The organism is Nocardioides sp. NPDC057772, from assembly GCF_042798075.1.
Lineage (GTDB): Bacteria > Actinomycetota > Actinomycetes > Propionibacteriales > Nocardioidaceae > Nocardioides.
In genome coordinates, this window is sequence record NZ_JBHVKN010000016.1 from 21,594 (window position 1) to 45,889 (window position 24,296).

Below are 24,296 nucleotides of genomic sequence, written 5' to 3' on the forward strand. Positions count from 1 at the left end.
CTGAGGTTATCCGGGCTCGGAATAGGTCGCGTCCTCGGCTGTTGTAGTGGACATGACCGAACTGCAAGGTGAGTACATCCCGAGCACGGCCGACTGGGTGCGCGAGCAGGTTGCCGCGTTCGAGGCCTCCAACGGCGCCGAGGCCAACGTCCTCGAGCGCGACGGCAAGCCGATCATCCTGATCACCAACCGCGGCGCCAAGACCGGCGCGATCCGCAAGACGCCGCTGATGCGCATCGAGCGCGACGGACGCTACCTCGCGGTGGCGTCGTGGGGCGGGTCCGACAAGAACCCGGCCTGGGTGGCCAACTTCCGCAAGTATCCCGACGTCGCGCTCCAGGACGGCGGCACCAAGAAGGCGTACGTCGCCCGTGAGCTCTCCGGGACCGAGCGCGACGAGTGGTGGGACTACGCCGTGAAGACCTGGCCGACGTACGGCGAATACCAGCCCAACACCTCCCGGATCTTCCCGCTCTTCCTGCTGGAGCCGGTCGCCGAATAGCTCGTCAGTTGACCGGTGTGTAACCGGGACAGTGCCACGGCTGTCGGTTCACGACGCTAGGGTCTATGGCCATGCCGTTCCTGCTACGCGTCGAGCTGCCCGATGTCCCGGGTTCCCTCGGTCGCCTCGCCTCCGCCATCGGTGAAGCCGGTGGCGACATCGAGGCGATCGAGATCGTCGAGAAGAACAAGGCCGAAGGACTCGCCGTCGACGACGTGCTTCTCGAGACCTCGCCGGGCACCATGCCGGACTCCATCGTCTCGGCCTGCAACGAGCTCGACGGCGTGCAGGTCGTCTGGATCTCCCGGTACGCCGCCGGAGGCAACCTCTTCCTCGACCTCGAGGCGGTCGAGGACCTCACCGAGAACGCTCATGAGGCCCTCGACCGGCTCGTGGACGTGCTGCCTCTGACCTTCCGCGCCGACTGGGCCATCCGCGTCCACCGCGTCAAGGGCATCGCCCGAGCCACCGACGGCTCCCCCGAGAACGTCCCCTTCATCGAGCTCGACCGCCCCGAGCGGATCGACGTCGAGGGCGAGGACGAGAACATGTTCGCCGGCGCCCGCATCGACGGCAACGAGATCGTCATCATCGGCCGCCGCGGCGGCCCCGACTTCCTCGACTCCGAGCTCGCCCGCCTGGGTCACCTCGCCTCTCTCGCCACCTCCATCGCGAGGTCCTGACGCGGCGAGGCGTCACGTCTGCCGGCCGAGACGTCACCTGGGTCGGCCGAGTTGGCGCGTCTGTGCCAGCTCGGCCGACGTACGTGACGCCTCGATCGTCCGGGGTGACGCCTCGGCGTGGGTGGTCAGTGGCCGAGGCGCTGGCGGAGGCCGGAGGCGCGCTGGGCGCGGTGGGTGATCGCGGCGGTGACGGCGTCGGGGGTGCCGACGATGCGTACCCGCTCCTGGGCTCGGGTGACCGCGGTGTAGAAGAGCTCGCGGGTGAGCAGGGGCGAGTCGTCGGGCGGGAGCAGGACGGTGACCGTCCTGGCCTGGCTGCCCTGGGACTTGTGGACGGTCATCGCATGCAGGGTCTCGATGTCGCCGAGGCGTGAGGGCGCGTACGTCGCCCCGCCGGCGATCGCGACCCGGAGGTCGCCGGCGGCATCCTGATAGGTGACGCCGGTGTCGCCGTTGAAGAGACCGAGGCCGTAGTCGTTGGCGGTGACGAGGACCGGGCGGCCCGGGTACCACTCGTGGCCCCAGCCGATGCCGAGCGGCTCGCCGGTGGTCTCCGCGAGGCCACGCTCGACCTGCCGGTTCCAGTGGGAGACGCCCCAGAGACCATCGCGATGGGCGCACAGGAGACGCGACTCGTCCAGCATGCGTACGCAGCCCGCCGCATCACCCGCGAGCGCGGCCTCGCGGAGGGCGACGGCGTGGGTGACCAGGTCACGCTCGACCTCGGCCATCCGAGCCTCGTCGGCCGGGTCGACGAGCTCGACCGCGGGGTCGCCCGACGTCAGCACCTCGAGAGCCGCGTCGGCGTCGCCGTCCCGCAGCGCCGCGGCGAGGGCGCCGATCGCGCCGCCGAAGCGATGGGTGGTGCGGAGGGCCGCGACCGCCTCGGGCGAGCGCACCGCGAGGCCGGCGACGAGGTCGGAGAGCACCGCGCCGGCCTCGACGCTGGCGAGCTGGTCGGGGTCGCCGACGAGGATCAGCCGCGCCTCCGGACGCACCGCCTCGAGCAGGCGGGCCATCATCGTCAGCGACACCATGCTGGTCTCGTCGACGACGATCACGTCGTGCGGAAGCCGGTTGGTGCGATGGTGCTTGAACCGGGTCGAGGAGCCGGGCCGCCAGCCGAGCAGCCGGTGGAGGGTCGACGCGGTCAGACCGTCGAGCCGAGCGCGGTCGGCGTCGGTGAACTGCGGCGCCAGCTGGGCACCTTCGACCGCTTCCTGAAGTCGCGCGGCCGCCTTGCCGGTCGGCGCGGTCAGCGCTACCCGCAACGGGGTCGCGGACTGCTCGGTGAGCAGAGCCAGCAGCCCGGCGACCGTCGTGGTCTTGCCGGTGCCGGGACCGCCGGTGAGCACGGTCGTCGACTGTCGCGCCGCGGCCAGCGCGGCCGCGCGCTGCTCGGCGTAGCCCTCGCCCGGGAAGAGCCGGGCAGCGGTCGCCTCGAGCATGGCCTCGTCGGCCACGGCCCGGGGTGAGGCCACGCGGGCGAGCAGGTCGTCGCGTACCTGCCCTTCTTCGCGGTGGTAGCGGTCGAGGTAGAGCAGGCCGTCCTCGACCTGCACCACGGACTGCGCGGCCAGCGGGCTGTCCGCGACCGCCTCGAGCCACCCGACAGCATCCGGCCAGGGCAGCGTCTCCTCGGTCTCCCGCAGCGCTGCCAGGTCGACGCACACCGATCCGTGTCGCACCGCGCGGACCGCCAGCGCGACCGCCAGGCGCACCTCGTCGCGCTCCTCTCCTGCCAGCGCGGCGGCGCGGGTCGCGACGTGTACGTCGGCGGCAGTCAGCACGCCTTCCTTGTTGAACGACTCCAACAGGCCCGTCGCGGACCGGGCCAGGCGTGCGTCGAAGGGGTCGTCGGACTCCCAGCGCTCGATCATGCGGCCGTACCTCCATCCAGCAGGTCGGACAGCGCGACCGCCAAAGACGCGGGCGGCCGCCAGGTGAAGACGCCGGTCGGGATGCCGTCGACGACGGGCGTGTCGGGGCCGAGCATCCCGCGGACGTAGAGATAGAGCACACCGCCGAGATGCGTCTCGGGGTCGTAGCCGGGGAGACGCCAGCGTAGGAAGCGGTGCACCACCGCGGAGTAGAGCAGCGCCTGCAGCGGGTAGTGGGAGTGCAGCATCGCCTCGGCGAGCTTCGGCTGGGTGTAGTCCATCGCCTCCACGCCCAGGAAGTTGGTCTTGTAGTCGACCACGACGAACCGGCCGCTCGGCAGCCGCAGCACCACGTCCACCGAGCCGGTCAGGTAGCCCCGCAGCGACTGCTCGCCCAGGGGCGGAGCCTCCAGCCGGTCGGCGTACGTCACCATCGGGTCGTCCGCCGGGAGATGGGCCCGCAGCAATGGGGCGAGATCGCTCAGCCGTACGTCCGGCGCACCCGGCCCACGCTGGTCGCCGCCGGCCAGCGGGATCTCGAAGTCGAGCTCGCGCAGCCGGTCGCGCAGCGGGATCTGGGCCAGCGTCAGCCCGTCGGCCAGCGGGCCGAGCGGGGTCAGGTTGAGCGGCAGGATCGCGGTCGCGAGGTCCTCGGCCGAGGCTGGGACCGGCCACCAGCGCAACTGTTCGCGGGTCTTCGCCAGCAGCTCCTCGCCCAGGTCGGGGGCCTCGGGGTCGGTGTGCTCCAGGACCGCGTGGACCAGCGAGCCGAAACCGGCGCCCTTGGGCAGCTCGGCCATCGGCGAGAGGTGCTCCTCCGGGGCCTCGACAAGCTCGACCACCGATGGCGCGAGATCGACGTCCTCGGCGACGGGCTCGTCGTCCTTGCCCTCGACCTCCGGCTCCGAGGTGGCCGCGACGCCCTCGTCGACCCGTATCAGCCCTGAGTAGGACGTACGCCGCCATTCCGCGTCCACCTCACGGGTGAACGCCCGCGCAGTGAGTCTCCCGGCCGGCGATGGCCGCGCCGACGCGACCGCCGTCGCCACGACCGAGGGCTCGGCGGTCGGTCCGCCCATGTTCTCGATGAGTCCGAGCACCCTCTCGGCGTAGGCGTCGTCGAAGACCTCCTGCGACGGCGGCACCGTGGTGACTCCGGGCTGTCGTCCGAACAGCAGCCGGTGCAGTCCGCCGGTGGCGGTGTTGGCCGTCGGCGCCCACCACGCGACGACCTGCGACTGCGCCCGGGTCAGCGCGACGTACAGGTCTCGAAGCTCCTCCCCCAGCTCCTCCTCCTGGTGACGGGCCACGTGGTGCGTCCACTGGGCGCCGGTCCGGGTGACGTCGATCGTCCGCTGACCCGAGTCGTCGTGGAAGCGGGCGACCTCGGGGTCGCGCACGAAGAAGTCGTAGGCGAAGGGCAGGTAGACGATCGGGTACTGCAGCCCCTTCGAGCCGTGCACCGTCACGATCTGCACCGCGGCGGCGTCCGAGTCGAGCCGCCGCGGCCGCTCGGTCGCCGCGGAACGCCGTCGCTCGTCCTGGAACCAGGTCAGCAGCGCCGGCAGCCCGAGCGCGTCGCGCACGGAGATGTCGTGGAGCAGCTGCCCGAGATGACGTACGTCGGTGAGCAGCCGCTCCCCGTCGGTGCGCTGCAGCACGCGCGCGGTGAGCCCGCGCTCCTCCGCCGCCTCGATCAGCGCGGCCACACCCCGGCCACGCAGCAGGAGTGCCCAGCCACGCAGGGTGTCGGCGATGCGCGAGGTCAGCGCCTCTCCGCCCGCGTCGAGCTCGGTCGCGGTGTAGCCGAAGAACACGCTCAGCCCGGCTGCTCGCACCAGCGGCGCCCGGTGGGGCGAGTCGAGGGCCTGCAGAAGCGCGAGCCAGTCCTCGCCGGCAGGCGTCAGGAAGACGTCGCCTCCGCCGGCCATCACCGCCGGGATGCCGTGCTCCTGCAGGACGCGCTGGACCAGCAGCCCGTGGGAACGGATCGCGACGATGACCGCGATGTCACCAGCCTGAACCGGCCGATCGCACCAGGTGGCTCCGGAGCCGAGCAGCTCGGCGATGTCACCGGCCAGGTCGCGGGCGATGTGGGTGCGCGCGTCGCCGGCGGTGATCATCTTGCCGCGGGTGAGCTTGAAGCCGGTGCGGCCGACCCGTCTGATCCGGAACGGTGACGGATGCGGCGCACCCACCAGCCGGGACCCGGCGTGATGGGCCTTCACGTCGTGGACGACGATGTCGGGAGAGCCGAGCGCCGCGCCGCGCAGCACCACCTGGAGGCGCTCGACCAGAGGCGCGTCGCTGCGCCAGTTGGTGTCGAGCGTCGCCTGCGTCTCGGCCGTCCTCGCTGCGGTCAGATAGGTGAAGACGTCACCGCCGCGGAAGGCGTAGATGGCCTGCTTCGGGTCACCGATCAGGACCAACGTGGCGTGGCCCTCGAAGGCCCGCGACAGCACCTGCCACTGCACCGGGTCGGTGTCCTGGAACTCGTCGACCAGCACGATCTTCCACCGCTGCCTCATCCGTGCCCGTGCGGGCGCGGAAGGATCCTCCAGCGCGACCGCGAGCCGGGAGAGCAGGTCGTCGTAGGAGAGGACGCCGCGCATCTGCTTTCGCCGGTCGACCTCGTCACGCACTGCCTCGGCGAACCGCACCCTGGCACCGGCCACCGGGTCCTCTTCCGGCGCCGGAGCGATCCGCGACTGCGGGTCCTCGACCGCGATGCGCGCCAGCCCGAGCGCGTCGTCGCGGTCGAACGGCGGCCGCTCGCGCGCCTCGCCGAACCACTTCAGATAGAGGTCGTCGACGACCTCCACGACCAGCTCGTCGAGCGACTCGACCAGCTCGGCGCCGGCGTCGGTGTCACCGGCCACACCCAGCGACCGCAGCACGAGCTGACAGAACTGGTGGGTCGTCGCGATCGTCGCCCCGTCGAAGGAGGCGAGCGCGTCGCGCACCCGCTCGTGGCGTACGCGAAGGTCGTCGTCGGGCACGTCCAGCAGCAGCTCGAGGTGGGCGTCGAGCGGGCTCGGCCGCTGCCCGGCGACCGCAGCGGCAAAGGCCCGCTCGGCCTCGACCAGGTGGGATCGCACCCGGTCGCGCAGCTCCTGCGAGGCGGCGCGGCCGAACGTGATCGCCAGGATCTCGTCGAGCGTCGCCTCCCCTTCGACGACGTAGCGGGTGACCAGGGCGCCGATGGTGAAGGTCTTCCCGGTGCCGGCCGAGGCCTCGATCAAGGTCGTGCCGGTCGGGAGGGGGCCGGTCAGCTCGAATCCGTCCATCACCAGCTCCCCTGCTCGGCCTTGAGCAACGGTGACCAGACCCGCATCGCGAGCGCGCCGAAGCGGGAGGTCTCCCCGTCGAACTCCTCGCCGGGCTCGGGCGGGTCGCCGAGGCCCGGGATCGCGGACTTCGGGCCCCAGGCTCGCACCTGCTCCACGTCGGACTCCTCGCCCTCGTACCGTCCGTCGTTCCACTCCCAGCCGGCCTTGTAGAGCGCATCGTCGACGCCGGCCTGGGTGCGCCGCTGGCGGGCGTAGGCGAGCGAGGTCTTCAGCGGCAGCGGCAGCGGCGCGGAGAGCCCCTTGTCTCGTAGTCGCACGAGGTCGCGCAGCACGTCGATCGCGGTGTGGTCGAGCGGTCCGAGCTGGGAGAGCCCGAACGGCGTACGCGACCTCGAGTTGCCCGGGCGGCCCAGCGTCCAGGCGCTCCAGGCCCGGTCCTCGTCGGAGGCGGCCAGCGCGACCAGCTGCACCCACGACTCGATCCGCTGCTTGGCGCCCAGGCGTGAGTAGGTGACCGGGACGAGCCGGTCGCCGTAGACCTGCGGGACGGTGCCGGTCAGTCGCCGTCCGTCGCCGAGGTCGACCTCGACGTCGACGGCGCGTGCCTGTCCGGTGGAGATGGCCGCGTGGCGCACCCGCAGCGCCTCGGCCGCGATCGGCTTCGCCTTGGTGATCACGTCGGTGAGGATGCGCCAGCCGAGCCACTTCGGCGGGAGTACGCCGCGGCGCCACTCCTGCTGCGTCGCCTGCTCCTCCGACATCCCGGCGAGCAGGTCGTGGAGCAGCCGATCGCCCACCGACCACTGCCCGAGCCCGTCGAGCTCGACCGGCAGCGCGTCGGAGAGCGGGTCGTCGTCGCGCGGCAGCGCCAGCTCCAGGCGGTCGCGGAAGAACGCGCGCACGGGCGCGCGGTAGAAGGCCAGCAGCTCCTCGAGCGTCACGTCGCCTGTGGTGCTCGGTCCCAGCGGCGCGGGCAGGAGCTCCGGCGGCTCGACCCTGTCGGACACCGCGGCGACGGCACCGGCCTCGGCGGACCTGTCGAAGGAGAAGGAGTGTCCCGCCACCAGGGCTCCGGGCGTCAGGTTGCGCGGGTCGAACGGTTGCAGCGGATGCCTGGTCGTCACGACCTCCTTGACCGGCCTGCCGTCTGCGGAGACGGCGGTGGCATCCAGCGCGTCGAGCAGCTCCCCGAGCGGCACCGCGGGCGGTCGCGGCTGGCCGGAGTATTCGTTGGCACCCGTGTAGGTCACCACCAGCGTCTCGGTCGCCGCCAGCAGCGCGTCGAGGAACAGCTGCCGGTCCTCGCTGCGCAGATCGCGCTCCCCCGTCTGTGGATCGCGCGCCAGCAGGTCGTCGCCGTCGGTGATCCCGACCCGCGGGAACACCCCGTCGTCCATGCCGAGCAGGCACACCACCCGATGCGGCACCGACCGCATCGGCACCAGCGTGGACACCGTCAGCGTGCCGGTGCGGAAGTTGGCGCGCGTGGCTCTGCCTGCCAGCCGCGCGCCCAGCAGCGCGCGCACGTCGGGGAGCCGCAGCTCGTCCACCTCGTGACCTCGGGCGTCGTCCCGGACCCGGGACAGCTCCCGGGTCACCTGGCCCGACTGCCACTCGTCGTCGGTCGAGACCGACGTCAGCCCGGCGACACCCTCCTCGATCACCTTCAGCCAGTGCTCCAGCGGATGCACCCCGGCCAGCTCGTCGGTCACCTGCTCCAGTCTGTCGACGAGCTCGGCGAACTTGCCGGCCAGCTCGACGCTGCCACTGCCGACGTCGTCCAACGGCAGTGTCGTGTCCAGCCAGGTCGCCGAATCCTCGGACATCGCCACCCCGGTGAGTATCCGGTCCATGCCGAAGCGCCAGGTGTTGGCGACATACGTCTCCAGCCCGAAGGGCTCCCGGTGCTCCGCGTCGAAGCCCCACCTGATCCCGGCGTCCTTGGCCCAGTCCTCGAGCTGCTCCAGCGCATCGTCGTTGAGCCCGAACCGGCGCCGCACCGGATCGAGATGAGCAAGATCGAGTACGTCGCTCACCCCCGCCCGGCCGCCGGCCAGGTCGAGCAGTCTGGTGGCCACGTCCAGGAGCGGATTCGTACGCGTCAGCGACCGGTCCGCCAGCTTCACCCGCAGCCGATGGGCCGGGTGTCCGGTCTCGCCGATCATCTCGCCGAGCCCGAACCCGGCCTCGATCAACGGCGCGAAGGTCTCGATGTCAGGGCACATCACGAGCACGTCCCGCGGCTCCAGCGTCGGGTCGTCCTCGAGCAGGCCGAGCAGCACCTCGCGGAGCACCTCGACCTGACGCGCCTCGCCGTGGCAGGCATGCACCTGGATCGAGCGGTCGCCGGGATCGAGGACCCGGCTCGCCGCCTCGCCGAGGGTGTTGCCCCGGATGTCCTCCTGCAGCCACCCGAGCAGCCGGCCGTCGGTGTCGAACGCACCGTCGGTGATCGCCTCTCCGGAGAACCCGTTCAAGGAGCGCTGCAGCTCCCGCGTATCCCGACCCAGTGTCGCCAGCAGCGGATGCCCGACCGCGTCGTGGGACCGGTCCGCGGTCCGCGCGACCGTCCCGTCCAGCCCGGCGAGCGCCTCCCACAGGTCCTCCGAGGGATGCGGCAACCACAGATGCACCTCGCGGTGCTCCCCCAGCGCCGCCACGAGCTCGACGTCGGTCGCCGACAGCCGGGTGTGGCCGAACAACGAGACCCGCTCCGGGAGCTCGAACTCCGTCGGGGCTTGTTTCAGCCTTGCGACCGTGGCCGCCTGCCGCTCCACCGGCGTCGGTCCGCCGACCAGCTCAGCGACCGCACGCCACAGCGGTGGCTGCCAGGCCAGGTCCTCGGCGATCTCGTTGCCGAGCCCGTCCGTGTCCCGCCCCGCACTCCAGTCGGTCACCACCGTCGGCCGCTGGTCCGCGTACGCAGCGAACAACCGCGCCAGCCTCCGGGCCAGCGCCAACCGCCGCCCCCGCCGACGTGCGCCTTCCTCCGTCGCATCCCCGTGCCCCAGATGCTGCGCGAGCGGCCTCGCCCAGGGCTCGTCCAGCGACGCGTCGATCGCCGCCAGCACCGGCCAGGTCAGCGACTCCGGCGCCCAGGGATCCTCGTCCCCCGTGCCGGCGATCTCGGCGAACAGCGACCACGGCGTCCTGAAATCGACCCCCGCGCAGATCCCGTCCGACCGACCTTCCGCGGCCCCCAGCCGATGCGCCAGCCGCTGCGACAACCACCGCTCCACCCCCCGCGCCGGCACCACCACGACCTCCGTCGCGAACGGATCCCGGAGCGGCACCGACAACAGCTCGCCGAGCGAGTCGGCGAGCAGATCGGTCCGCGGCGCGCGGTGGAGATGTACGACCACAGACCGCAACCTATCGGGCACCGCCGACAGTGATCCTCAGGGCTCAGCGGAGCCCAATTGGTCCTAAGCCTTAAACGTCGGCATGACCTGGTTGATCCACCCGTCAATCTGCTTCTGGGTGGCGAGATCAGGGTTGAAGGACCACGCGACGGAAACCTCGACATCGCCTACCAGCGCACCGTAGAGGTCATAAGTCTGCGCCTCACCGGATCCTCGAATGTGGAAGAACGTGGTCCCTCCAAACGTCACGTCCTTCAAACGCTCGACTTTCGAGTAGTCCCCGATGACGTTGTCGCGACTCGTCGTAGCGAGCTCGTCGAGCGAGAGCGCAAGCGACGAACCGGCGTTGAAGATGCCGCGCCCAGCCCGATACCCCTGCTCGTCCTTCGGCGAACCCATGACGTAACTGACGCCATCCTCCAGACTGACGGACCAGTCCGGAGGAGCCTTGAACTGCGTCCCTTCCAGTTCCGCGACCTTCCACTCCGAGGCAGGCTCTGTCGAAGTGGTTTCGCTCGGCGAAGCGGCACCACTTCCCGTCGGCTCAGTGCCGGACGGATCCTCATTGCCGCAGGCCGTCAGGCCCACGCCTAGAGCAGCCAGAGCAGCAAGAGCAGCCATCGACCTAAACAGGGGGTACGTCCGAGATCGGCTCATGCCGGAGAGCGTATCGGCTCGCTGGGGCAATGCTGTTCCGGTCGACACCCCGTGGGGTCTCCTGTTTACTTGGAGCAACATCCGGAAACACTCGGGAGGCTGGCGATGACTGGGTCGCGCTCAACCGGGGTTAACAAGCCCCTCGTCAACAAGATCAAACAGGTTCTCATCGACGACACTGTCAAGGTCGACAAGATTCACGTCGACAAGCCTGGTGCTGGCACGTTGGGCGGGAGCAAGACCGCGGAGACCCTTGAGACCCTCATGAACTTGGCGACGGAGCGGATCAACTCTGCCCTCTCAGAGACATCCAAGGCCATGGTTGCTTTCGTCGATGGTCTCGATGACGCCGTCCGGGCCGTCGAAGACGCCGACGAGGACGCTCGGAAGGCCTTCGACAACCAGATGACGACTGCCGTGGACCTGGTCAGCCAGCCTTTCTTCGACAACCTGGCGAAGGATGCGAGGCTGAACCTGCCTGACGTGAACCTTCCGTTCTTCCCAGATCTCGGCGCGATCGAAGAAGCGGTAACTAGGTCGAAGTTCGGCCAGGATGAGGAGGGATGACCGGCATGGGTCCTAGAGGCGCGATGATGAACGTCTTGAAGCAGTACGTGGCCACCGCCAATCCAGAGGAAGTCGAAGCGCGGCTGAACGACTGGGAAACCGCAAAGCGCACCTTCGAAGAACTCGCCCGCGATCTCGACCTTGCGGCCAGGCGGGTGCCAGAGGCATTTGAGGAGACTTCTTACACCGCAAGTGCGGCCCAGGAAGCGTTCAGAACCTCGGCAACCAAGCTGACGAACAAGGTTCAACAACTCACTGCTGCCATAGACGCTCTCTCCCAAGCGCAGACCACGACGCGGAACGCCCAGAAGACCCACGAAAAGCTCGAACAGACGCTTTCTTTCGAACCTGTCTCCGCGCCAGACGCTTCATCGTCAAAGTATGCCCAGTCCGGCCCTGGCATCGATTCGGCTCAGGCGGTTCAGAACCAGAAGGCTCTGCAAGCCGATCGCAACGCGTACAACGCTCAACAGGCGGCGATTGCAGACGCCGAGGCGGCCGCCGCCAAACAGATCGAGGTCGTAGATCAGCAGAACTACACCTCGCAGCCCCCTGTTCGTGCGCTGACCGAGGAGCCCGGCACTCCGAACGATCCCGCCCCGCAGCCTCCCTCGTCCCCCGGCTCCTACAGCGCGATCGCGGCATCCCAAGCCCGAATGGCGAAGTACAACTCCGGCACCCTCTACCCCGACGGCTGGGGCCACGAGCTGATCGCCCAGGAGAAGGCGAACATCGAGGCGGCGAAGGCTGAGAACATCCCCGAGTGGAACGGCACGCAGTGGGTGAACGCCGACGGCTCGCCGGCACCCTCGACGTCGTACGCGATGGTCGAGACCGCTGACGGTCTCGCTCCGCTCGCGGGCGGCACGAGCGGGATGACCGCGCTCGCGATCGGCGGCGGTGGAGCACTGCTCGGTGCTGGTGTGGCCAAGGCGCTTGCCAGCAGGTTCGCTGCCGGAGCGTCGGCGAAGGCCGCGACCGCCGGGGCGACGTCCAGGTCGGCAGCCGCCAGGGCCGGTGCTGCCGGTGCCCGCGCGGGTGCCGGCGCAGGCGCTGGAGCGCGCGGAGCCGGAGCGGGCGTACGTGGCGCGGGCGCCGGAGCAGGTGCCCGGGGTGCCGGTGCGGGTGCAGGGGCGCGCGGGACCCGAGGCGGTCCGACGGGCGCAGGCAGCCGGGGCGGACGCGGCGGAGTCGGTGGGGCCGGCGGCCGTGGCGGCAAGAAGAACGACCGGCGCAACGGTCAGGACCAGGACTGGCAGGCCGACTACAGCGACGACTGGACCGAGACCGCGAGCGACGTCCTGGACCCCAACGCGTCGCGCGGCTGGACTCCGAATCCGCCGCAGGGCGACGACGCCGGCACGAACGGCCGGAAGGCCTAGCACCACTACGCGAAAACCCCGACCGTCGGAGCCGACGGTCGGGGTTTTCCGTGCGAGTCAGGCGACCTTGTTCATCTCGCCGGAGTGCTCGATGTCCTCGTCGAGCTGGTGGCGGGCGTCGGGGTGGCCGTGGAAGTGCTTGTAGGAGTAGCCCAGGACGGCGAGGGCGATGACGCAGGAGCCCAGCAGCGTCACGCCGGTCCAGTCACCGCCGAGGAGCCACAGCGACGCCTCGAGGGGCCACCAGTGCGGCGCGGGCGGCCTGACCAGGAAGACGACGCCGACGGCGCCGATGGAGAGCGCCCCGAGCGTGGACAGGATGATCCGCGGCCAGGTCTCGACGCCCTCGGCAGCCCCGCGCAGGGCCCGCAGACGGACCGGCTCGACGTAGCGGCGAGCCCAGGCGTACTGGCGAGAGAGCACAGCAAGTCCACCGAAGAGCATCAACAGCCCCGGACCCGGCAACACCATCGCGGCGATCCCGGCGACCACGAGCAGCCAGCCGAGGGTCTCGAAGGCGAGCCGCTTCGCTGCGGCTCCTGCGAGGGACTTCATGCCAATAGCCTGCCATTCGGGGACAACCCCGAGAACTACTAGGGGAATTTTACGAGGGGTCATGCGGCGAGGTCGTACTTGACGCCCTCGGGGCTCGGGAAGGTCAGCCACAGCACCGCGAGGACGATGTCGCCGATGATCGGGACGACCAGGATCAGCTGCCACCACCCCGAGCGGTTGATGTCGTGCAGCCGCCGAGCGCCGAGCGCGATGGTCGGCACGAACGCGACCAGCGCATAGAGACCGATCACGAGGCTCACCACGTCGTTGCGCGCCAGCACGGCGACGATGAGCATCAGAAGGTTCACGAGCATCGGCCAGAGCAGCTCCGTGCGGCTGGCGCGACCCGAGAATGTCGCGTACTTCTTCCAGAACCGCGCGTACGCCTCGGTGATCGAGGCAGCACGAAGCGGCTGGTCAATGGGGATCGTCACGGGCAGGAACCTTAGGTGGGCGGGATCGGCCACGTAAATGTCTGGCCGGGCATCTGTTCCAGATATGAACAAAGTTCATCTTCCCGTAGGAAACGGAAGCAGACGGAAACATGAAGAGGCGGCGTACGGAACGAAATCCCGTACGCCGCCCCCGGCTGTGGTCTCGATCAGGCCTGAGCGGCCTCGTCGATGGCAGCAGCGACGCGCTTGTGCGCCTCCCAGATCTCCTCGGGCAGCTTGAACTGCTTGAGGTGCTCCTCGCGGAAGCCCATCTCCTGCTTCCAGCGAGCCAGGTCGAGCGAGAGGATGCGGTCGAGGTCCTTCTGCGGCAGGTCGAGGCCGCGCAGGTCGAGCTCGTCCTCGGTCGGGATGATGCCGACGGGGCTCTGCTGGCCCTTGACCTCACCCTTCTTGAACTGCAGCAGCCACAGCAGCGCGCGCACGTTCTCGCGGTAGCCGGGCCACAGGAAGTGACCGTCCTCGGCGTCGCGCTGGAACCAGTTGACGTGGGCGAAGACCGGCTTGTCGGTGGCCTCACCGATGATCTTCAGCCAGTGGCGGGCGTAGTCGCCCTCCTCGTAGGCGAGGAACGGACGCATCGACATCGGGTCGTAGCGCAGCACGCCCTCGAGGCCGTCGGCAGCGGCGGTCGCCTCGGCACCCAGGGTGAGGCCGTCGTAGACGCCCTCGGCCACGTCGGTGATCGCGCGGATCAGCGGCTCGCGGTCACGGGTGCGGCCACCGAAGATGATCGCGTCGATCGGCACGCCGGCGGCATCGTCGAAGTCGGGGGCCGCGTTGGGCACCTGCGAGATCGGCGTGGTGAAGCGGGAGTTGGGGTGGGCCCAGGGCTCGCCCAGCTCGTCGTCGATCCGGTCGGCGATGCGCTCACCCTTCCAGTCGATCCAGCCGTCGAGGTCGTCCGGGTGGTGCTTGGTGAGCCCCTCCCACCAGACCTCCTGGGTCTTCTCGTTGTAGGCGACGTTGGTGAAGATCGCGCCCGAGCCCGGCAGGATCGCCTGGATGGCGCCCGGGTTGGTCTTCTCGTTGGTGTCCTTGGCGACACCGAAGACGCCGTTCTCCGGGTTGAAGGCGCGCAGCTTGCCGTCCTCGCCGACCCAGATCCAGGCGATGTCGTCGCCGTAGAAGGTGACCTCGTAGCGCTCACCGAGGGCGTCGGGAGAGAGCGTCATCGAGAGGTTCGTCTTGCCGGAGGCCGAGGGGAAGCCGCCGACGACGTGGAACTCCTCACCGGTCTCCTTGTCCTTGATGCCCAGCAGCAGGAACTGCTCGGCCAGGAACTTGCCCGAGGCGCGGCCGTCGTAGCAGGCCTGGCGCAGGCCGTGGGCGATCTTGCCCAGCAGCGCGTTGCCGCCGTAGGAGGAGCCGAAGTGGAGGATCGTACGCTGGTCGGCGACCGTCGCGAACAGACGCTGGTCGTTGTCGGTCCCCTGTCCGAGGTTGGGCAGGTCGCCGGTCACGTGCACCGCACGGACGAACGAGTTCGGGTCCGCGAGGTTGTTGATGTAGTCGATGCCGACGCGCGCCATCCGGATCATCTGCTGGACGACCGGGCGACTGTCGGTGAGCTCGACACCGGCGGCGTAGGCCTCGAGGGGGCTACCGGCGGGAGCCATCAGGTAGGGGATGACGTACATCGTCTTGCCCTTGGAGGCGCCGGTCATCCGCTCGGTGAGCGTCTTGACGGTCTCGTCGGCGGGCTTCCAGTTGTTGTAGACGCCCTTGTCCTCCGGGTTGGAGGTGGCGACCACGGTGCGCTCCTCGGAGCGCGCGGTGTCCTTGCTGTAGGAACGGCTGTAGTAGCGCCCGCCCGTCACCGGGAGGAGCTCACCGGCCTCCAGCGACTCCTGGAGGAGCCGCTCGTCGTCGGCTGCGCTGACAACCTCGATCCGCTCGGCTCCGGTCACCCCTGCCCAGTAGGAGACATACTCCCGCACATGAGGATTCGTCAGCCCCGCCTCATCGAGGACCTTGTCCACGTCAACCATTCCGACACCCTTCAAAAGTTTCGCCGATTGCAGGCACGTTACCCCAGTTGAAGAGGCCTCCAACCGGGGTACCGTGCACCAGAGTGGGTCATCCATCACGGGCCTGGACAATTGATCGATCCAACCGCAGGCGATGTTCCGATGGCCGGTCCCGATACCCTCGTGACCCCCATGTTTAAGTGAGAAACGCCTCATTTCGGAGGCTCGTCCGTAATGTGGATGTGACGCCGATGTCGCATCGTGACACGAATTACATCTAAGGTTTCGCGGGTGATCCCCCAACACACTTCCGTTGAATTGTTTCAATTCCTGCGCGGTCCAGAGGTCGGCTGATGGACCTCATTCTCGGGACCTTCGCCGCGTCCTTCACCGGAGGACTCTTCCCCGTCATCAACTTCGAGACCTACCTCGCGGTGGCCGCCTCGAACCTCACCTTCTCCGCTCTCATCCTCGCTCTGGTGGCGGGAGTCGGCCAGACCAGCTCCAAGGTCGTCTGGTACTACGCCGGCCACGGCACCACCTCCCTTCCCTTCGTCCGCAAGAAGATGGCGTGCGAGAAGTGGCAGCGGCGGATGGAGAAGTGGGAGCGACGTACGCAGGGAAGACCCGCCTACGCGGGCGGGCTGCTCGCCGTCGCCGCGCTCAGCGGACTGCCGCCGCTGGCGATCCTCGCGGTGGTCTACGGCTCGCTCAAGGCCAACCTGATGCTCTTCGTCGGGATCACGTTCGTGGGTCGCGTACTCCGGTCCTGGATGATCCTCGAGGCGGCCGCGTTCGCCTGGTTGCGGACATAGGCCCGCCTCCGCCCTGACTGGTTCTAGGCTGTGCGCATGCCTCAACCAGCCGGATTCGTCGGAGTCACCGCCAACCTCGGTCTCAAGGAGGGCGCTGACGACTTCGCCGTCGTCGCCGCCCCCGCGGGCCGGGTCACGAGCGCAGCGGTCTTCACCCGATCCCGCTTCGCCGGCGCCTCGGTGCTGCTCTCCCGCACCTCGGACCTCTCCGCGTTCCGCGGCATGGTGACCATCTCGAAGAACGCCAATGTCGCGACCGGCCCGACGGGCGAGGCCAACGCCCTGGAGGTACGCCGCCGGGCGGCCGAGATCGTCGGGGTCCGCCCCGAGGAACTGCTGGTGGCCTCGACCGGCGTGATCGGCGTGCAGTATCCGATGGACGTGCTCACCCCCGCGCTGGAGAAGCTCGTCGGCACCGCCGGCGAGGCCGACTTCGACGCCGCCGCGGCGGCGATCATGACGACCGACACGATCGCCAAGATCGAGACCCGCACCGTCGGTGGCGCGACCATCGTCGGGATCGCCAAGGGCGTCGGGATGCTCGAGCCCGACATGGCCACGATGCTCACCTACTTCTTCACCGACGCCGAGGTGCCGGCCGCCGATCTCGACGCGGCCTTCCGCCGGGTCGTCGACCGCACCTACAACGCCGTCTCGATCGACACCGACACCTCGACCTCCGACACCGCGGCGATCTTCGCCTCGGGGGCGGCGGGCGCGGTCGACCTCGTTGAGTTCGAGGCGGCGCTCTACGACGCCGCGCTCGCGCTCGTGAAGAAGATCGCCTCCGACGGCGAGGGGGCGTCCAAGCTGATCACGGTCTCGGTCACCGGAGCCCGCGACGACGCCCAGGCCAAGCGGGTCGGCAAGGCGATCGTCAACTCACCCCTGGTCAAGACGGCCGTCCACGGGGCCGACCCCAACTGGGGCCGTGTCGCGATGGCGATCGGCAAGCTCCGTGAGGAGACCGACATCTCCCCCGACCACGTACGCATCGCCTTCGGCGGCACCGAGACCTACCCCGCCCAGGTCTCGGCAAATCTATTGGCGGATTTGTCGACTTATCTGTCTGGTGACGAGGTCTCGATCGAGGTCGATCTCGGCATCGCCTCGGGTGAGTTCACGGTCTACGGCTGTGACCTCACCGACGGCTACATCCGCATCAACGCCGACTACACGACCTGACAGCCTTTTCGCTGGTCGAGCCGCGAGGCCGGCTACGGCGGAGCGTGTCGAGCTCCGGCGGCTCGGCCAGCGGGGGACGGCGCCTACCCGACCTGCGCCTGCCCACCGCCGACCTCGGCGAGGAGGGCGGAGGCGCGACGTACGACCAGCTCGACCACGTCGGGGTGGGGGCCGATGACGTCGGCGACGGTCTCGGCGCCAGCGGCCTCGGCACGGGCCCGGACCATGTCGGAGAAGAAGCCGGGGGCGAGCAGGTAGGGCGAGACCGCGTCGCCGGGGCGTACGAGCTCGTCCAGGGCGGGGGCCCCGGAACCGGAGACGGTGGCGACCCGGACGGGGCCGCCCCAGGCCTCCGCCAGCAACCGACCGGCCGCAGCGATGTCGGAGCGGGCATCCGGGTCGTTGGAGCCGGCAGCGACCAGGACTACGGGCTGACCTGGCGAAACACCAGCCGCGACCAATCGGGAGACCTGCGCGGAGGCGAGCAGCGGGTCCGGGCCGAGCGCGCGGCCCATCGTCACCGGCAGACCCTCGGCTGCCTGCGGCAGATCGACCTTGATGTGGTAGCCGGTCGAGAGCAGCAGCGGGACCACGACCGAAGGCTGGCCGTCCGCGAGGACGTCGGTGAGCAGCGGCTCACAGAGCTCGACGTACGCAGCCTTCGACTCCATCGCGAGGACGCGGCCGGCGCGCTTGGCGATGATCGAGGCGACCGCGTTGCCTAGCAGCTGCCGGGTGCCGTGGGCGGCGACGACGAGCCTCATGAGGCCACCGCCAGCCGGTAGCCGCGCTTGACGACGGTCTGGATGGCTTTGGTGCCGAGCGCCGACCGCAGCCGCGCGACGGCCATCTCCACGGCATGCTCGGAGCCGGCCGTGCCGGAGGGGAGCATGGCGAGCAGGGCCTGGCGGGAGACGACGTTGCCGGGGTTGGCCACGAGCGCGCCCAGGACGGCGGCGGGAGCCGGGGAGAGCTTGACCTCGGCGCCGTCGAGGATGACGGCGTCGTCGTGGAGCAGCAGCTGGTGACCACCGATCAGCTCGATCATCAGCCCGGAGCGGCGCAGCGGCAGCTCGGACTGGAGCATCTTGACCATGGCGGCGGTGCGGGATCGGTCGGGGACCATCGTCGGTACGCCCCACATCTCGAAGGCCGCGGCGGTCACCGGACCGACGCACGCCGCGACCACGTCGGCCTGGAACGCCGCGACGACCTCGTCGCGCAGACCGACCGAGCCGGCCGCCTGCATGAACGCGGCCACCGCGGGCGCGGAGGTGAAGGTGACCGCGTCGAGCTCACCGTCGGCCAGCGTCTCGACCAGCCGGAACATCGGCTCGGGGTCCGAGGCCGACTCGACCCGGTAGACGACCACGTTGATGACCTCGGCGCCCTGCCGGGTCAGGGCGTGGGCGACCATCGACAGCGACTGCCCGTGCTCCTGCACCACGATCCGCTTGCCGGTGAGGTCGCGGCCGCGCAGGTGCTCCAGGACGTCGTCGAACTCCTCCGACTCCGGCGCCCACAGCTCCCGCAGCCCGCGCCGCCGGAGCGCGCCGACCGACTTCGGTCCGCGCGCCAGGATCTCGGAACCGCCGAGCGTCTCCAGGAGCTGGTCGAGCAGCCCCCACTCCTCGGCAGCGTCGAACCACGTACGCGTGCCGATGCCGGTCGTCGCCAGGAACATGTCGATCTTCTGGCCGATGATCTGCTCGGTCACCGCGCGCAGCGCACCGGCATCGACCCGGTTGGGGTCGACGGAGAGCGCGGGCGCCCAGACCACCTGGGCGCCTCGCCTCTCGAGCAGGTTGATCTGCTCCTCGGCCTTCCGCGCCGCGGTCACCCCGACGCGGAAGCCGCTCAGCGCGCCGCTGTCCACATCCGCATCGTAGATCTCCTCCGCATTCTGCACCGCCATGCTCCCACCTTGCGGTGGCAGCGTTTCACCGTGCGCGGCCTGCTCGATCGTCGACGCAAACTTTCGCTCACGGCCTCACAGGCACGATCTAGGCCCGCTGGGCCCCGATGCGGACCTCGCCGTCGACGATCTCGACCTCGTAGGTCGGGACCGACACCGACGGATCGTCGAGGCACAGACCGGTCTCGAGCGCGAACGGCTGCTTGAGCAGGGGCGATGCGACGAACGGCACCTCGCCACGCGTACCGACGATGCCCCGGGCGAGCACCGAGGCGTGGCCGTACGGATCGAAGTTGGACAGCGCGAAGACGCGGTCGTCGAGGGTCCGGAAGACGGCCACCGCCTCGCCCCTGACCAGCGCGGCGATGCCGGTCTCGGGGTCGATGTCGTCGAGGCGACAGACGGAGATGTAGGTCTGGGTCTGCGTCTGGGTCATCGCGACTCCTCCAGGGTGGGTGCGCCGACAGGGATGGTGGCACCGAGCGAGACCGGGCCGTCCCCGACGTCCGGCACGATCTGGCCACGGGTGGACCCGAAGGAGATGTTGGGGTCCGGGATCTCGGGGGCGTTGACGAAGGAGACGAACCGGCGCAGCTTCTCCGGGTCCTCGAGCGTCGCCTTCCACTCGTCGAAGTACGTCTCGGTGTGCCGTGCCATCGCGGCCTCGAGCTCCGTGCCCAGACCGAGGACGTCGGCGACCACGACCTCACGGACCCGGTCCAGGCCGCCGTCGAGCGAGTCGATCCAGGTCGAGGTGCGCTGGAGGCGGTCGGCGGTGCGGACGTAGTACATCAGGAAGCGGTCGAGGTAGCGGACCAGCTCGTCGGTGGTCAGGTCACCGGCGAGCAGCTGCGCGTGGGCCGGGATGGCGCCGCCGTTGCCCCCGACGTACAGGTTCCAGCCCTTCTCGGTGGCGATGACGCCGAAGTCCTTGCCGCGGGCCTCCGCGCACTCGCGGGCGCACCCGGAGACACCGCCCTTGAGCTTGTGCGGCGAGCGCAGCCCGCGGTAGCGCGTCTCCAGCATGATCGCGAGACCGACGGAGTCCTGGACGCCGTAACGGCACCAGGTGGAGCCGACGCAGGACTTCACGGTACGCAGCGACTTCCCGTAGGCATGACCGGACTCGAACCCGGCGTCGACCAGGCGCTTCCAGATCGCGGGCAGGTCCTCCATCCGGGCGCCGAACATGTCGATGCGCTGACCGCCGGTGATCTTGGTGTAGAGGCCGAACTCCTTGGCCACCTCACCGATCACGATCAGCCCCTCGGGGGTGATCTCACCGCCGGGGATGCGCGGGACGACGGAGTAGGAGCCGTTCTTCTGGAGGTTGGCCAGGTAGGCGTCGTTGGTGTCCTGGAGCTTGCGGTTCTCCTTGGCCAGCACGTGGCCGTTGAGCTGGCTGGCCAGGATCGACGCGACGGCGGGCTTGCACAGGTCACAGCCACGGCCGGTGCCGTGGGCCTCGATGATCTGGTCGAAGGTCTTGTAACCGTGGATCAGGACCACATCGAAGAGCTCGGCGCGGGTCATCGCGAAGTGCTCGCACAGCGAGGTGTCGACGGTCTTGCCCTGGGCGGTGAAGTAATCCTCGACGATCTTCTTCACCTGCACCTTGCAGGAGCCGCAGGTCGAGCCGGCCTTGGTGGTCTTGGTGACCTCTGCAGCGCTCTCGCAGCCGTTGTCGACGGCCGCCTCGATGTCACCGCGGGTGACGTTGTTGCAGGAGCAGATCTGTGCCTCCGGCGGAAGCTGGATCCCTCCCCCACCGCCCGTGGACTGGGGGAGGATCAGCTCCTCCGGGTTCTCCGGAAGCGTCATGCCCGAGGCGACCATCGGGCGGAGCAGCCCGTAGGCGCTCGCGTCGCCGACCAGCACACCGCCGAGCAGGCGGGTGCCGTCCTCGCTGATCACCAGCTTCTTGTAGACGCCCGCGACGGCGTCGGAGTAGGTGAGCTCGAGGCACTCGTCGGTGGTGCCGTGCGCGTCGCCGAAGCTCGCGACGTCGACGCCGAGGAGCTTGAGCTTTGTCGACATATCGGCACCGGTGAAGGTGCCGGCGCCACCGAGCAGGGCGTCGGCGACGACCTCGGCCATGTCGTAGCCGGGGGCCACCAGGCCGTACATCTTCCCGCCCGGCGCGGCGCACTCGCCGATCGCCCACACGTGCGGGTCAGAGGAGCGGCACTGTTCGTCGACGAGCACCCCGCCGCGCTCGGCCAGGTCCAGGCCGGCCGCTCGGGCCAGGGCGTCCCGCGGCCGGATGCCCGCGGAGAAGACGACCATGTCGACCGCCAGCGGCTCCTCGACGTCCTTGAACTTCAACGCGCTGACCTGGCCGTCGAGGGCACCCTCGGCGTCCTCGTCGACCACCGAGACCACGGCGTCGGGCGAGATCGACTCGGTCATCACCCCGGTGTGGACGGTGAGGCCGAGCTTCTCGATGTGGCGCTTGAGCGTGTTGCCGCCGGCGTCGTCGACCTGCACCGCCATCAGCCGTGGCGCGAGCTCGACCACGTGGGTCTCGACGCCGAGCTGGTGCAGCGCGTTGGCGGCCTCCAGCCCGAGCAGGCCACCGCCGATCACCGCACCCGCGCGAGCCGTCTTGGCGGCCTCGCGGATCGCCTCGAGGTCCTCGATCGTGCGGTAGACGAACACGTTCCCGAGCTCCGCGCCCGGCACCGGCGGCACGAACGGTGCCGCTCCGGTGGCGAGCACCAGCTCGTCGTACGCCATCTCCTCGCCGTCGGCGAGCATCACCGTCTGGGCGGCGACGTCGATCTCGACGACGCAGGTGCCGGTGCGCAGCGTGACCCGCGGGTCCTCGTAGACACCCGAGGGCAGGAAGGAGAGTGCCTCGGCGCCGACCTCGAAGAAGCTGGTGAGGGCGACCCGGTCGTACGCCGGACGCGGCTCCTCGCCGAAGACCACGATGTCGTGGGTCTCGGTGAGACCGCGCTCGATGGCGGCGGTCACGAAGCGGTGACCGACCATCCCGTGGCCGACGACGACGACCTTCTTGCGGAGGTGAGGGCTCATGACGTAGTTCCTTCCAGACTGAGCTGCGTTGCACTGAGCTGATTGCCGCTGGGCCGCGTGGCCAGGAGCTGACGTACGGTCGGCGCGCAGCCACCGCAGCCGGTAGTCGCACGGGTGGTGTCGCGTACGTTCTCGAGGGACTGGCACGCCCGGATCCGGCCGGCGCTGACACCGGCGCAGGCGCACACCTCCGCGTCGTCGGGGAGGTCGGCGATCCCGGAGCCCGACGAGGACGGCTCGGGCAGCAGCAGCTGCCCGGCCTCTTGCTCGCCGAGCACGGTCTGCCGGTCGAAGGCCTGGGTGATCAGGCCGACCCGGCTCAGATCGCCCACGAGGGCACCGGCGACGATGCGGCCGTCACGTACGACCAGCTTGCGGTGGGTGCCCTTGATCGGGTTGGCGATCTCGACGACCTCGCCGGTCTCGTTCTCGGGCTCGCCGAGGACGCAGACGTCGAGGTCGGTGGCGCGCAGGCGGGCGACGATCCGGTGCCCCTCGTAGGCCGCCTGGTTGCCGGCCAGGACGTCCGCGAGGACGCCGGCCTGCTCCCAGGCGGGGCTGACGAAACCGGTGGTGGTCGCGTTGTGCTCGGCGCAGTCGCCGATCGCGTAGACATCGGGGTCGTCGACGCTGCGGAGCTGGTCGTCGACGACGACGCCACGGTTGACGGTGAGCTCGGCTCTTCTGGCGAGATTTGCACGGGGACGGCCGCCGGCGGTGAGCACCACCAGGTCGGTCTCGAGGGTGTAGCCGTTGTCGAGCCTGAGGCCCTCGTCGGTCAGCCGGGTCGCGCGGGCGCCGAGGTAGACCTGGGTGCCGAGCTTGGCCATCGACCGCTTCAGCACCCTGCCGGCCGAGGCGTCGACCTGGCTGCTGAGTAGATGGTCGCGACCCTCGACGATCTCGGTCTCGATCCCGCGGACCGCCAGGGCGCGGGAGACCTGGAGGCCGAGCAGGCCGCCGCCGACGATCACCGCGCTGCGCGGGTGGTCGTGCAGCGTGTCGAGCAGCCGCGCGCAGTCGTCGAGACTGCGGAAGGCCTGCACCCGCGGGTCCATCGAACCGTCCATCCGCACCACGCCGCGGATCGGCGGCAGGGTCGGGATGGCTCCGGTGGCGAGGACGACCTGGTCGTAGGAGACGGTCGTGCGGTCGGCGAGCTCGACCGTCTTGGTGTCTCGGTGGATGTCCACGACGAGGCTGTTCAGGCGGAGGTCGACGCCCCGGTCGGCGTACCACTGCTTCTCGCGGAGCGCGAGCGCCCCGGGGCGGTGGGTGCCCTCGAGCACCGCGGAGAGCAGGATCCGGTTGTACGGCACGTGCTGCTCCTCCGCCAGCACGGTCGTCTGCGGGCCGAGGCCGCGCGCGACCAGTCCCTCGACGAGCCGCGCCGCGGCCATGCCACCACCGATGATGACGATCCTGCGCTCGGTCATGGGCTCGGTCATGCGCTCGCTCATGCGCTCACCGCCGCGGCACAGACCTTGAACTCCGGCATCCGGCTGGAGGGGTCGAGGGCGTCGTTGGTGAGCTTGTTGGCGCCGACCCAGTGGAACGGTACGAAGACCGTGTCCGGGCGGATCGTGGTCACGATCCGGGCGGGCGCCTTCATCTCGCCGCGCGGGGTGCGGACGACGACCGGGTCGCCGTCGTGGGCGCCGACGCGGTCGGCCAGCAGCGGATGGATCTCGACGAAGGCGCCCTCGTCGGGAAGGTCCTTGATCCGCCGGGTCTGGGCACCGGACTGGTACTGCGCGAGCACCCGGCCGGTGGTCAGGTGGAGCGGGTAGTCGGCGGTCGGCTGCTCGGCCGCCCCGCGGTGGTCGACATCGATGAAGCGAGCCCGGCCGTCGGGGTGGAAGAAGGAGTCGGTGAACATCCGCGGGGTGCCCTCGCTGCCCTCCGGGCACGGCCAGAACACGCCGTCCTCCTCGCGGATGCGGTCGTAGGTGATGCCGCTGTAGTCGGCCTTGCCGCCCTTCGTGGCGGCTCGGAGCTCGTCGAAGATCTCCTGGGGGTCGGTCGACCAGGTCGGTCCGGGT

At 69.8% G+C, this 24,296-nt stretch carries 19 protein-coding genes; 6 read left to right on the top strand and 13 right to left on the bottom strand.

All coding sequences use genetic code 11. The annotated features are described in order from the left end of the window. Window positions 1-52 precede the first annotated feature (52 nt). Both ACFVJS_RS05205 and ACFVJS_RS05210 read left to right on the top strand, forming a co-directional pair. A complete protein-coding gene (locus tag ACFVJS_RS05205) occupies window positions 53-502 on the top strand; it encodes a nitroreductase family deazaflavin-dependent oxidoreductase (RefSeq protein ID WP_378877872.1) in 450 nt (149 codons plus the stop codon). 65 nt (window positions 503-567) lie between these two features. Continuing rightward, entirely contained in the window at window positions 568-1,185 is a 618-nt protein-coding gene (locus ACFVJS_RS05210; protein WP_378877873.1) for an amino acid-binding protein, read from the top strand. A 125-nt stretch (window positions 1,186-1,310) separates the two neighbouring features. Here ACFVJS_RS05210 and recD read toward each other — a convergent pair whose 3' ends face one another. From recD to ACFVJS_RS05230, 4 genes are all read right to left on the bottom strand, one after another. After that, the gene (recD, locus tag ACFVJS_RS05215; RefSeq protein WP_378877874.1) at window positions 1,311-3,065 is read right to left on the bottom strand and encodes an exodeoxyribonuclease V subunit alpha; all 1,755 of its coding nucleotides are present in this window, start codon (window positions 3,063-3,065) and stop codon (window positions 1,311-1,313) included. After that, a complete protein-coding gene (locus ACFVJS_RS05220; protein WP_378877875.1) occupies window positions 3,062-6,352 on the bottom strand; it encodes a UvrD-helicase domain-containing protein in 3,291 nt (1,096 codons plus the stop codon). The genes recD and ACFVJS_RS05220 overlap by 4 nt, the downstream gene beginning before the upstream one ends. After that, window positions 6,352-9,717, bottom strand: coding sequence for an exodeoxyribonuclease V subunit gamma (gene recC / locus ACFVJS_RS05225; RefSeq protein ID WP_378877876.1), 3,366 nt, complete (start codon window positions 9,715-9,717; stop codon window positions 6,352-6,354). Before recC ends, ACFVJS_RS05220 begins: the two co-directional genes overlap by 1 nt. A gap of 63 nt (window positions 9,718-9,780) precedes the next feature. After that, window positions 9,781-10,338 carry a hypothetical protein gene (locus ACFVJS_RS05230; protein WP_378877877.1) on the bottom strand — a complete coding sequence of 186 codons (558 nt, stop codon included), beginning with the start codon at window positions 10,336-10,338 and terminating at the stop codon, window positions 9,781-9,783. Window positions 10,339-10,479: 141 nt separating this feature from the next. On the opposite strand from ACFVJS_RS05230, the gene ACFVJS_RS05235 reads away from it, so the two are divergent. Both ACFVJS_RS05235 and ACFVJS_RS05240 read left to right on the top strand, forming a co-directional pair. After that, on the top strand, window positions 10,480-10,941 hold the full coding sequence (locus tag ACFVJS_RS05235) for a hypothetical protein (protein WP_378877878.1): 462 nt from the start codon (window positions 10,480-10,482) through the stop codon (window positions 10,939-10,941). Next, complete coding sequence (locus ACFVJS_RS05240) at window positions 10,938-12,323, top strand: hypothetical protein (RefSeq protein WP_378877879.1); 1,386 nt, start codon at window positions 10,938-10,940, stop codon at window positions 12,321-12,323. Before ACFVJS_RS05235 ends, ACFVJS_RS05240 begins: the two co-directional genes overlap by 4 nt. Window positions 12,324-12,380: 57 nt before the next feature. Here the strand turns inward: ACFVJS_RS05240 and ACFVJS_RS05245 are convergent, their stop codons facing one another. The 3 genes from ACFVJS_RS05245 to ACFVJS_RS05255 all read right to left on the bottom strand — a co-directional run bounded on the left by ACFVJS_RS05245 (window position 12,381) and on the right by ACFVJS_RS05255 (window position 15,321). Continuing rightward, a complete protein-coding gene (locus ACFVJS_RS05245; protein ID WP_378877880.1) occupies window positions 12,381-12,878 on the bottom strand; it encodes a PGPGW domain-containing protein in 498 nt (165 codons plus the stop codon). Between the two features lie 59 nt (window positions 12,879-12,937). Continuing rightward, window positions 12,938-13,312, bottom strand: coding sequence for a DUF805 domain-containing protein (locus ACFVJS_RS05250; protein WP_378877881.1), 375 nt, complete (start codon window positions 13,310-13,312; stop codon window positions 12,938-12,940). A gap of 167 nt (window positions 13,313-13,479) precedes the next feature. Next, window positions 13,480-15,321: a phosphoenolpyruvate carboxykinase (GTP) gene (locus ACFVJS_RS05255; protein ID WP_378877882.1), complete on the bottom strand. Its 1,842-nt coding sequence runs from the start codon at window positions 15,319-15,321 to the stop codon at window positions 13,480-13,482. Between the two features lie 332 nt (window positions 15,322-15,653). On the opposite strand from ACFVJS_RS05255, the gene ACFVJS_RS05260 reads away from it, so the two are divergent. Both ACFVJS_RS05260 and argJ read left to right on the top strand, forming a co-directional pair. Then, window positions 15,654-16,115, top strand: coding sequence for a hypothetical protein (locus tag ACFVJS_RS05260; RefSeq protein ID WP_378877883.1), 462 nt, complete (start codon window positions 15,654-15,656; stop codon window positions 16,113-16,115). 36 nt (window positions 16,116-16,151) lie between these two features. Further along, a complete protein-coding gene (gene argJ / locus ACFVJS_RS05265) occupies window positions 16,152-17,300 on the top strand; it encodes a bifunctional glutamate N-acetyltransferase/amino-acid acetyltransferase ArgJ (RefSeq protein WP_378877884.1) in 1,149 nt (382 codons plus the stop codon). Between the two features lie 83 nt (window positions 17,301-17,383). On the opposite strand, the gene ACFVJS_RS05270 is transcribed toward argJ, so the two are convergent. The 6 genes from ACFVJS_RS05270 to ACFVJS_RS05295 all read right to left on the bottom strand — a co-directional run. After that, the gene (locus tag ACFVJS_RS05270) at window positions 17,384-18,064 is read right to left on the bottom strand and encodes a sirohydrochlorin chelatase (RefSeq protein WP_378877885.1); all 681 of its coding nucleotides are present in this window, start codon (window positions 18,062-18,064) and stop codon (window positions 17,384-17,386) included. Next, the gene (locus ACFVJS_RS05275; RefSeq protein ID WP_378877886.1) at window positions 18,061-19,215 is read right to left on the bottom strand and encodes a uroporphyrinogen-III synthase; all 1,155 of its coding nucleotides are present in this window, start codon (window positions 19,213-19,215) and stop codon (window positions 18,061-18,063) included. The genes ACFVJS_RS05270 and ACFVJS_RS05275 overlap by 4 nt, the downstream gene beginning before the upstream one ends. 88 nt (window positions 19,216-19,303) lie before the next feature. Continuing rightward, window positions 19,304-19,651, bottom strand: coding sequence for a nitrite reductase small subunit NirD (gene nirD, locus ACFVJS_RS05280; protein WP_378877887.1), 348 nt, complete (start codon window positions 19,649-19,651; stop codon window positions 19,304-19,306). Then, the gene (gene nirB / locus ACFVJS_RS05285; protein ID WP_378877888.1) at window positions 19,648-22,254 is read right to left on the bottom strand and encodes a nitrite reductase large subunit NirB; all 2,607 of its coding nucleotides are present in this window, start codon (window positions 22,252-22,254) and stop codon (window positions 19,648-19,650) included. The genes nirD and nirB overlap by 4 nt, the downstream gene beginning before the upstream one ends. Then, window positions 22,251-23,714: an FAD-dependent oxidoreductase gene (locus ACFVJS_RS05290; protein ID WP_378877889.1), complete on the bottom strand. Its 1,464-nt coding sequence runs from the start codon at window positions 23,712-23,714 to the stop codon at window positions 22,251-22,253. The genes nirB and ACFVJS_RS05290 overlap by 4 nt, the downstream gene beginning before the upstream one ends. Continuing rightward, on the bottom strand, window positions 23,711-24,296 hold a 586-nt coding region (locus ACFVJS_RS05295; protein WP_378877890.1), incomplete at its 5' end, for a molybdopterin oxidoreductase family protein. The genes ACFVJS_RS05295 and ACFVJS_RS05290, both read right to left, overlap by 4 nt.

Coding starts and splice junctions, on each gene's coding strand:
- ACFVJS_RS05205 (WP_378877872.1), top strand. CDS start 53: ATGACCGAACTGCAAGGTGAGTACATCCCGAGCACGGCCGACTGGGTG.
- nirD (WP_378877887.1), bottom strand. CDS start 19,651: ATGACCCAGACGCAGACCCAGACCTACATCTCCGTCTGTCGCCTCGAC.
- recD (WP_378877874.1), bottom strand. CDS start 3,065: ATGATCGAGCGCTGGGAGTCCGACGACCCCTTCGACGCACGCCTGGCC.
- nirB (WP_378877888.1), bottom strand. CDS start 22,254: ATGAGCCCTCACCTCCGCAAGAAGGTCGTCGTCGTCGGCCACGGGATG.
- argJ (WP_378877884.1), top strand. CDS start 16,152: ATGCCTCAACCAGCCGGATTCGTCGGAGTCACCGCCAACCTCGGTCTC.
- ACFVJS_RS05235 (WP_378877878.1), top strand. CDS start 10,480: ATGACTGGGTCGCGCTCAACCGGGGTTAACAAGCCCCTCGTCAACAAG.
- ACFVJS_RS05245 (WP_378877880.1), bottom strand. CDS start 12,878: ATGAAGTCCCTCGCAGGAGCCGCAGCGAAGCGGCTCGCCTTCGAGACC.
- ACFVJS_RS05230 (WP_378877877.1), bottom strand. CDS start 10,338: ATGGCTGCTCTTGCTGCTCTGGCTGCTCTAGGCGTGGGCCTGACGGCC.
- ACFVJS_RS05270 (WP_378877885.1), bottom strand. CDS start 18,064: ATGAGGCTCGTCGTCGCCGCCCACGGCACCCGGCAGCTGCTAGGCAAC.
- ACFVJS_RS05220 (WP_378877875.1), bottom strand. CDS start 6,352: ATGGACGGATTCGAGCTGACCGGCCCCCTCCCGACCGGCACGACCTTG.
- ACFVJS_RS05255 (WP_378877882.1), bottom strand. CDS start 15,321: ATGGTTGACGTGGACAAGGTCCTCGATGAGGCGGGGCTGACGAATCCT.
- ACFVJS_RS05240 (WP_378877879.1), top strand. CDS start 10,938: ATGACCGGCATGGGTCCTAGAGGCGCGATGATGAACGTCTTGAAGCAG.
- ACFVJS_RS05210 (WP_378877873.1), top strand. CDS start 568: ATGGCCATGCCGTTCCTGCTACGCGTCGAGCTGCCCGATGTCCCGGGT.
- ACFVJS_RS05260 (WP_378877883.1), top strand. CDS start 15,654: ATGGACCTCATTCTCGGGACCTTCGCCGCGTCCTTCACCGGAGGACTC.
- ACFVJS_RS05290 (WP_378877889.1), bottom strand. CDS start 23,714: ATGAGCGAGCGCATGACCGAGCCCATGACCGAGCGCAGGATCGTCATC.
- ACFVJS_RS05275 (WP_378877886.1), bottom strand. CDS start 19,215: ATGGCGGTGCAGAATGCGGAGGAGATCTACGATGCGGATGTGGACAGC.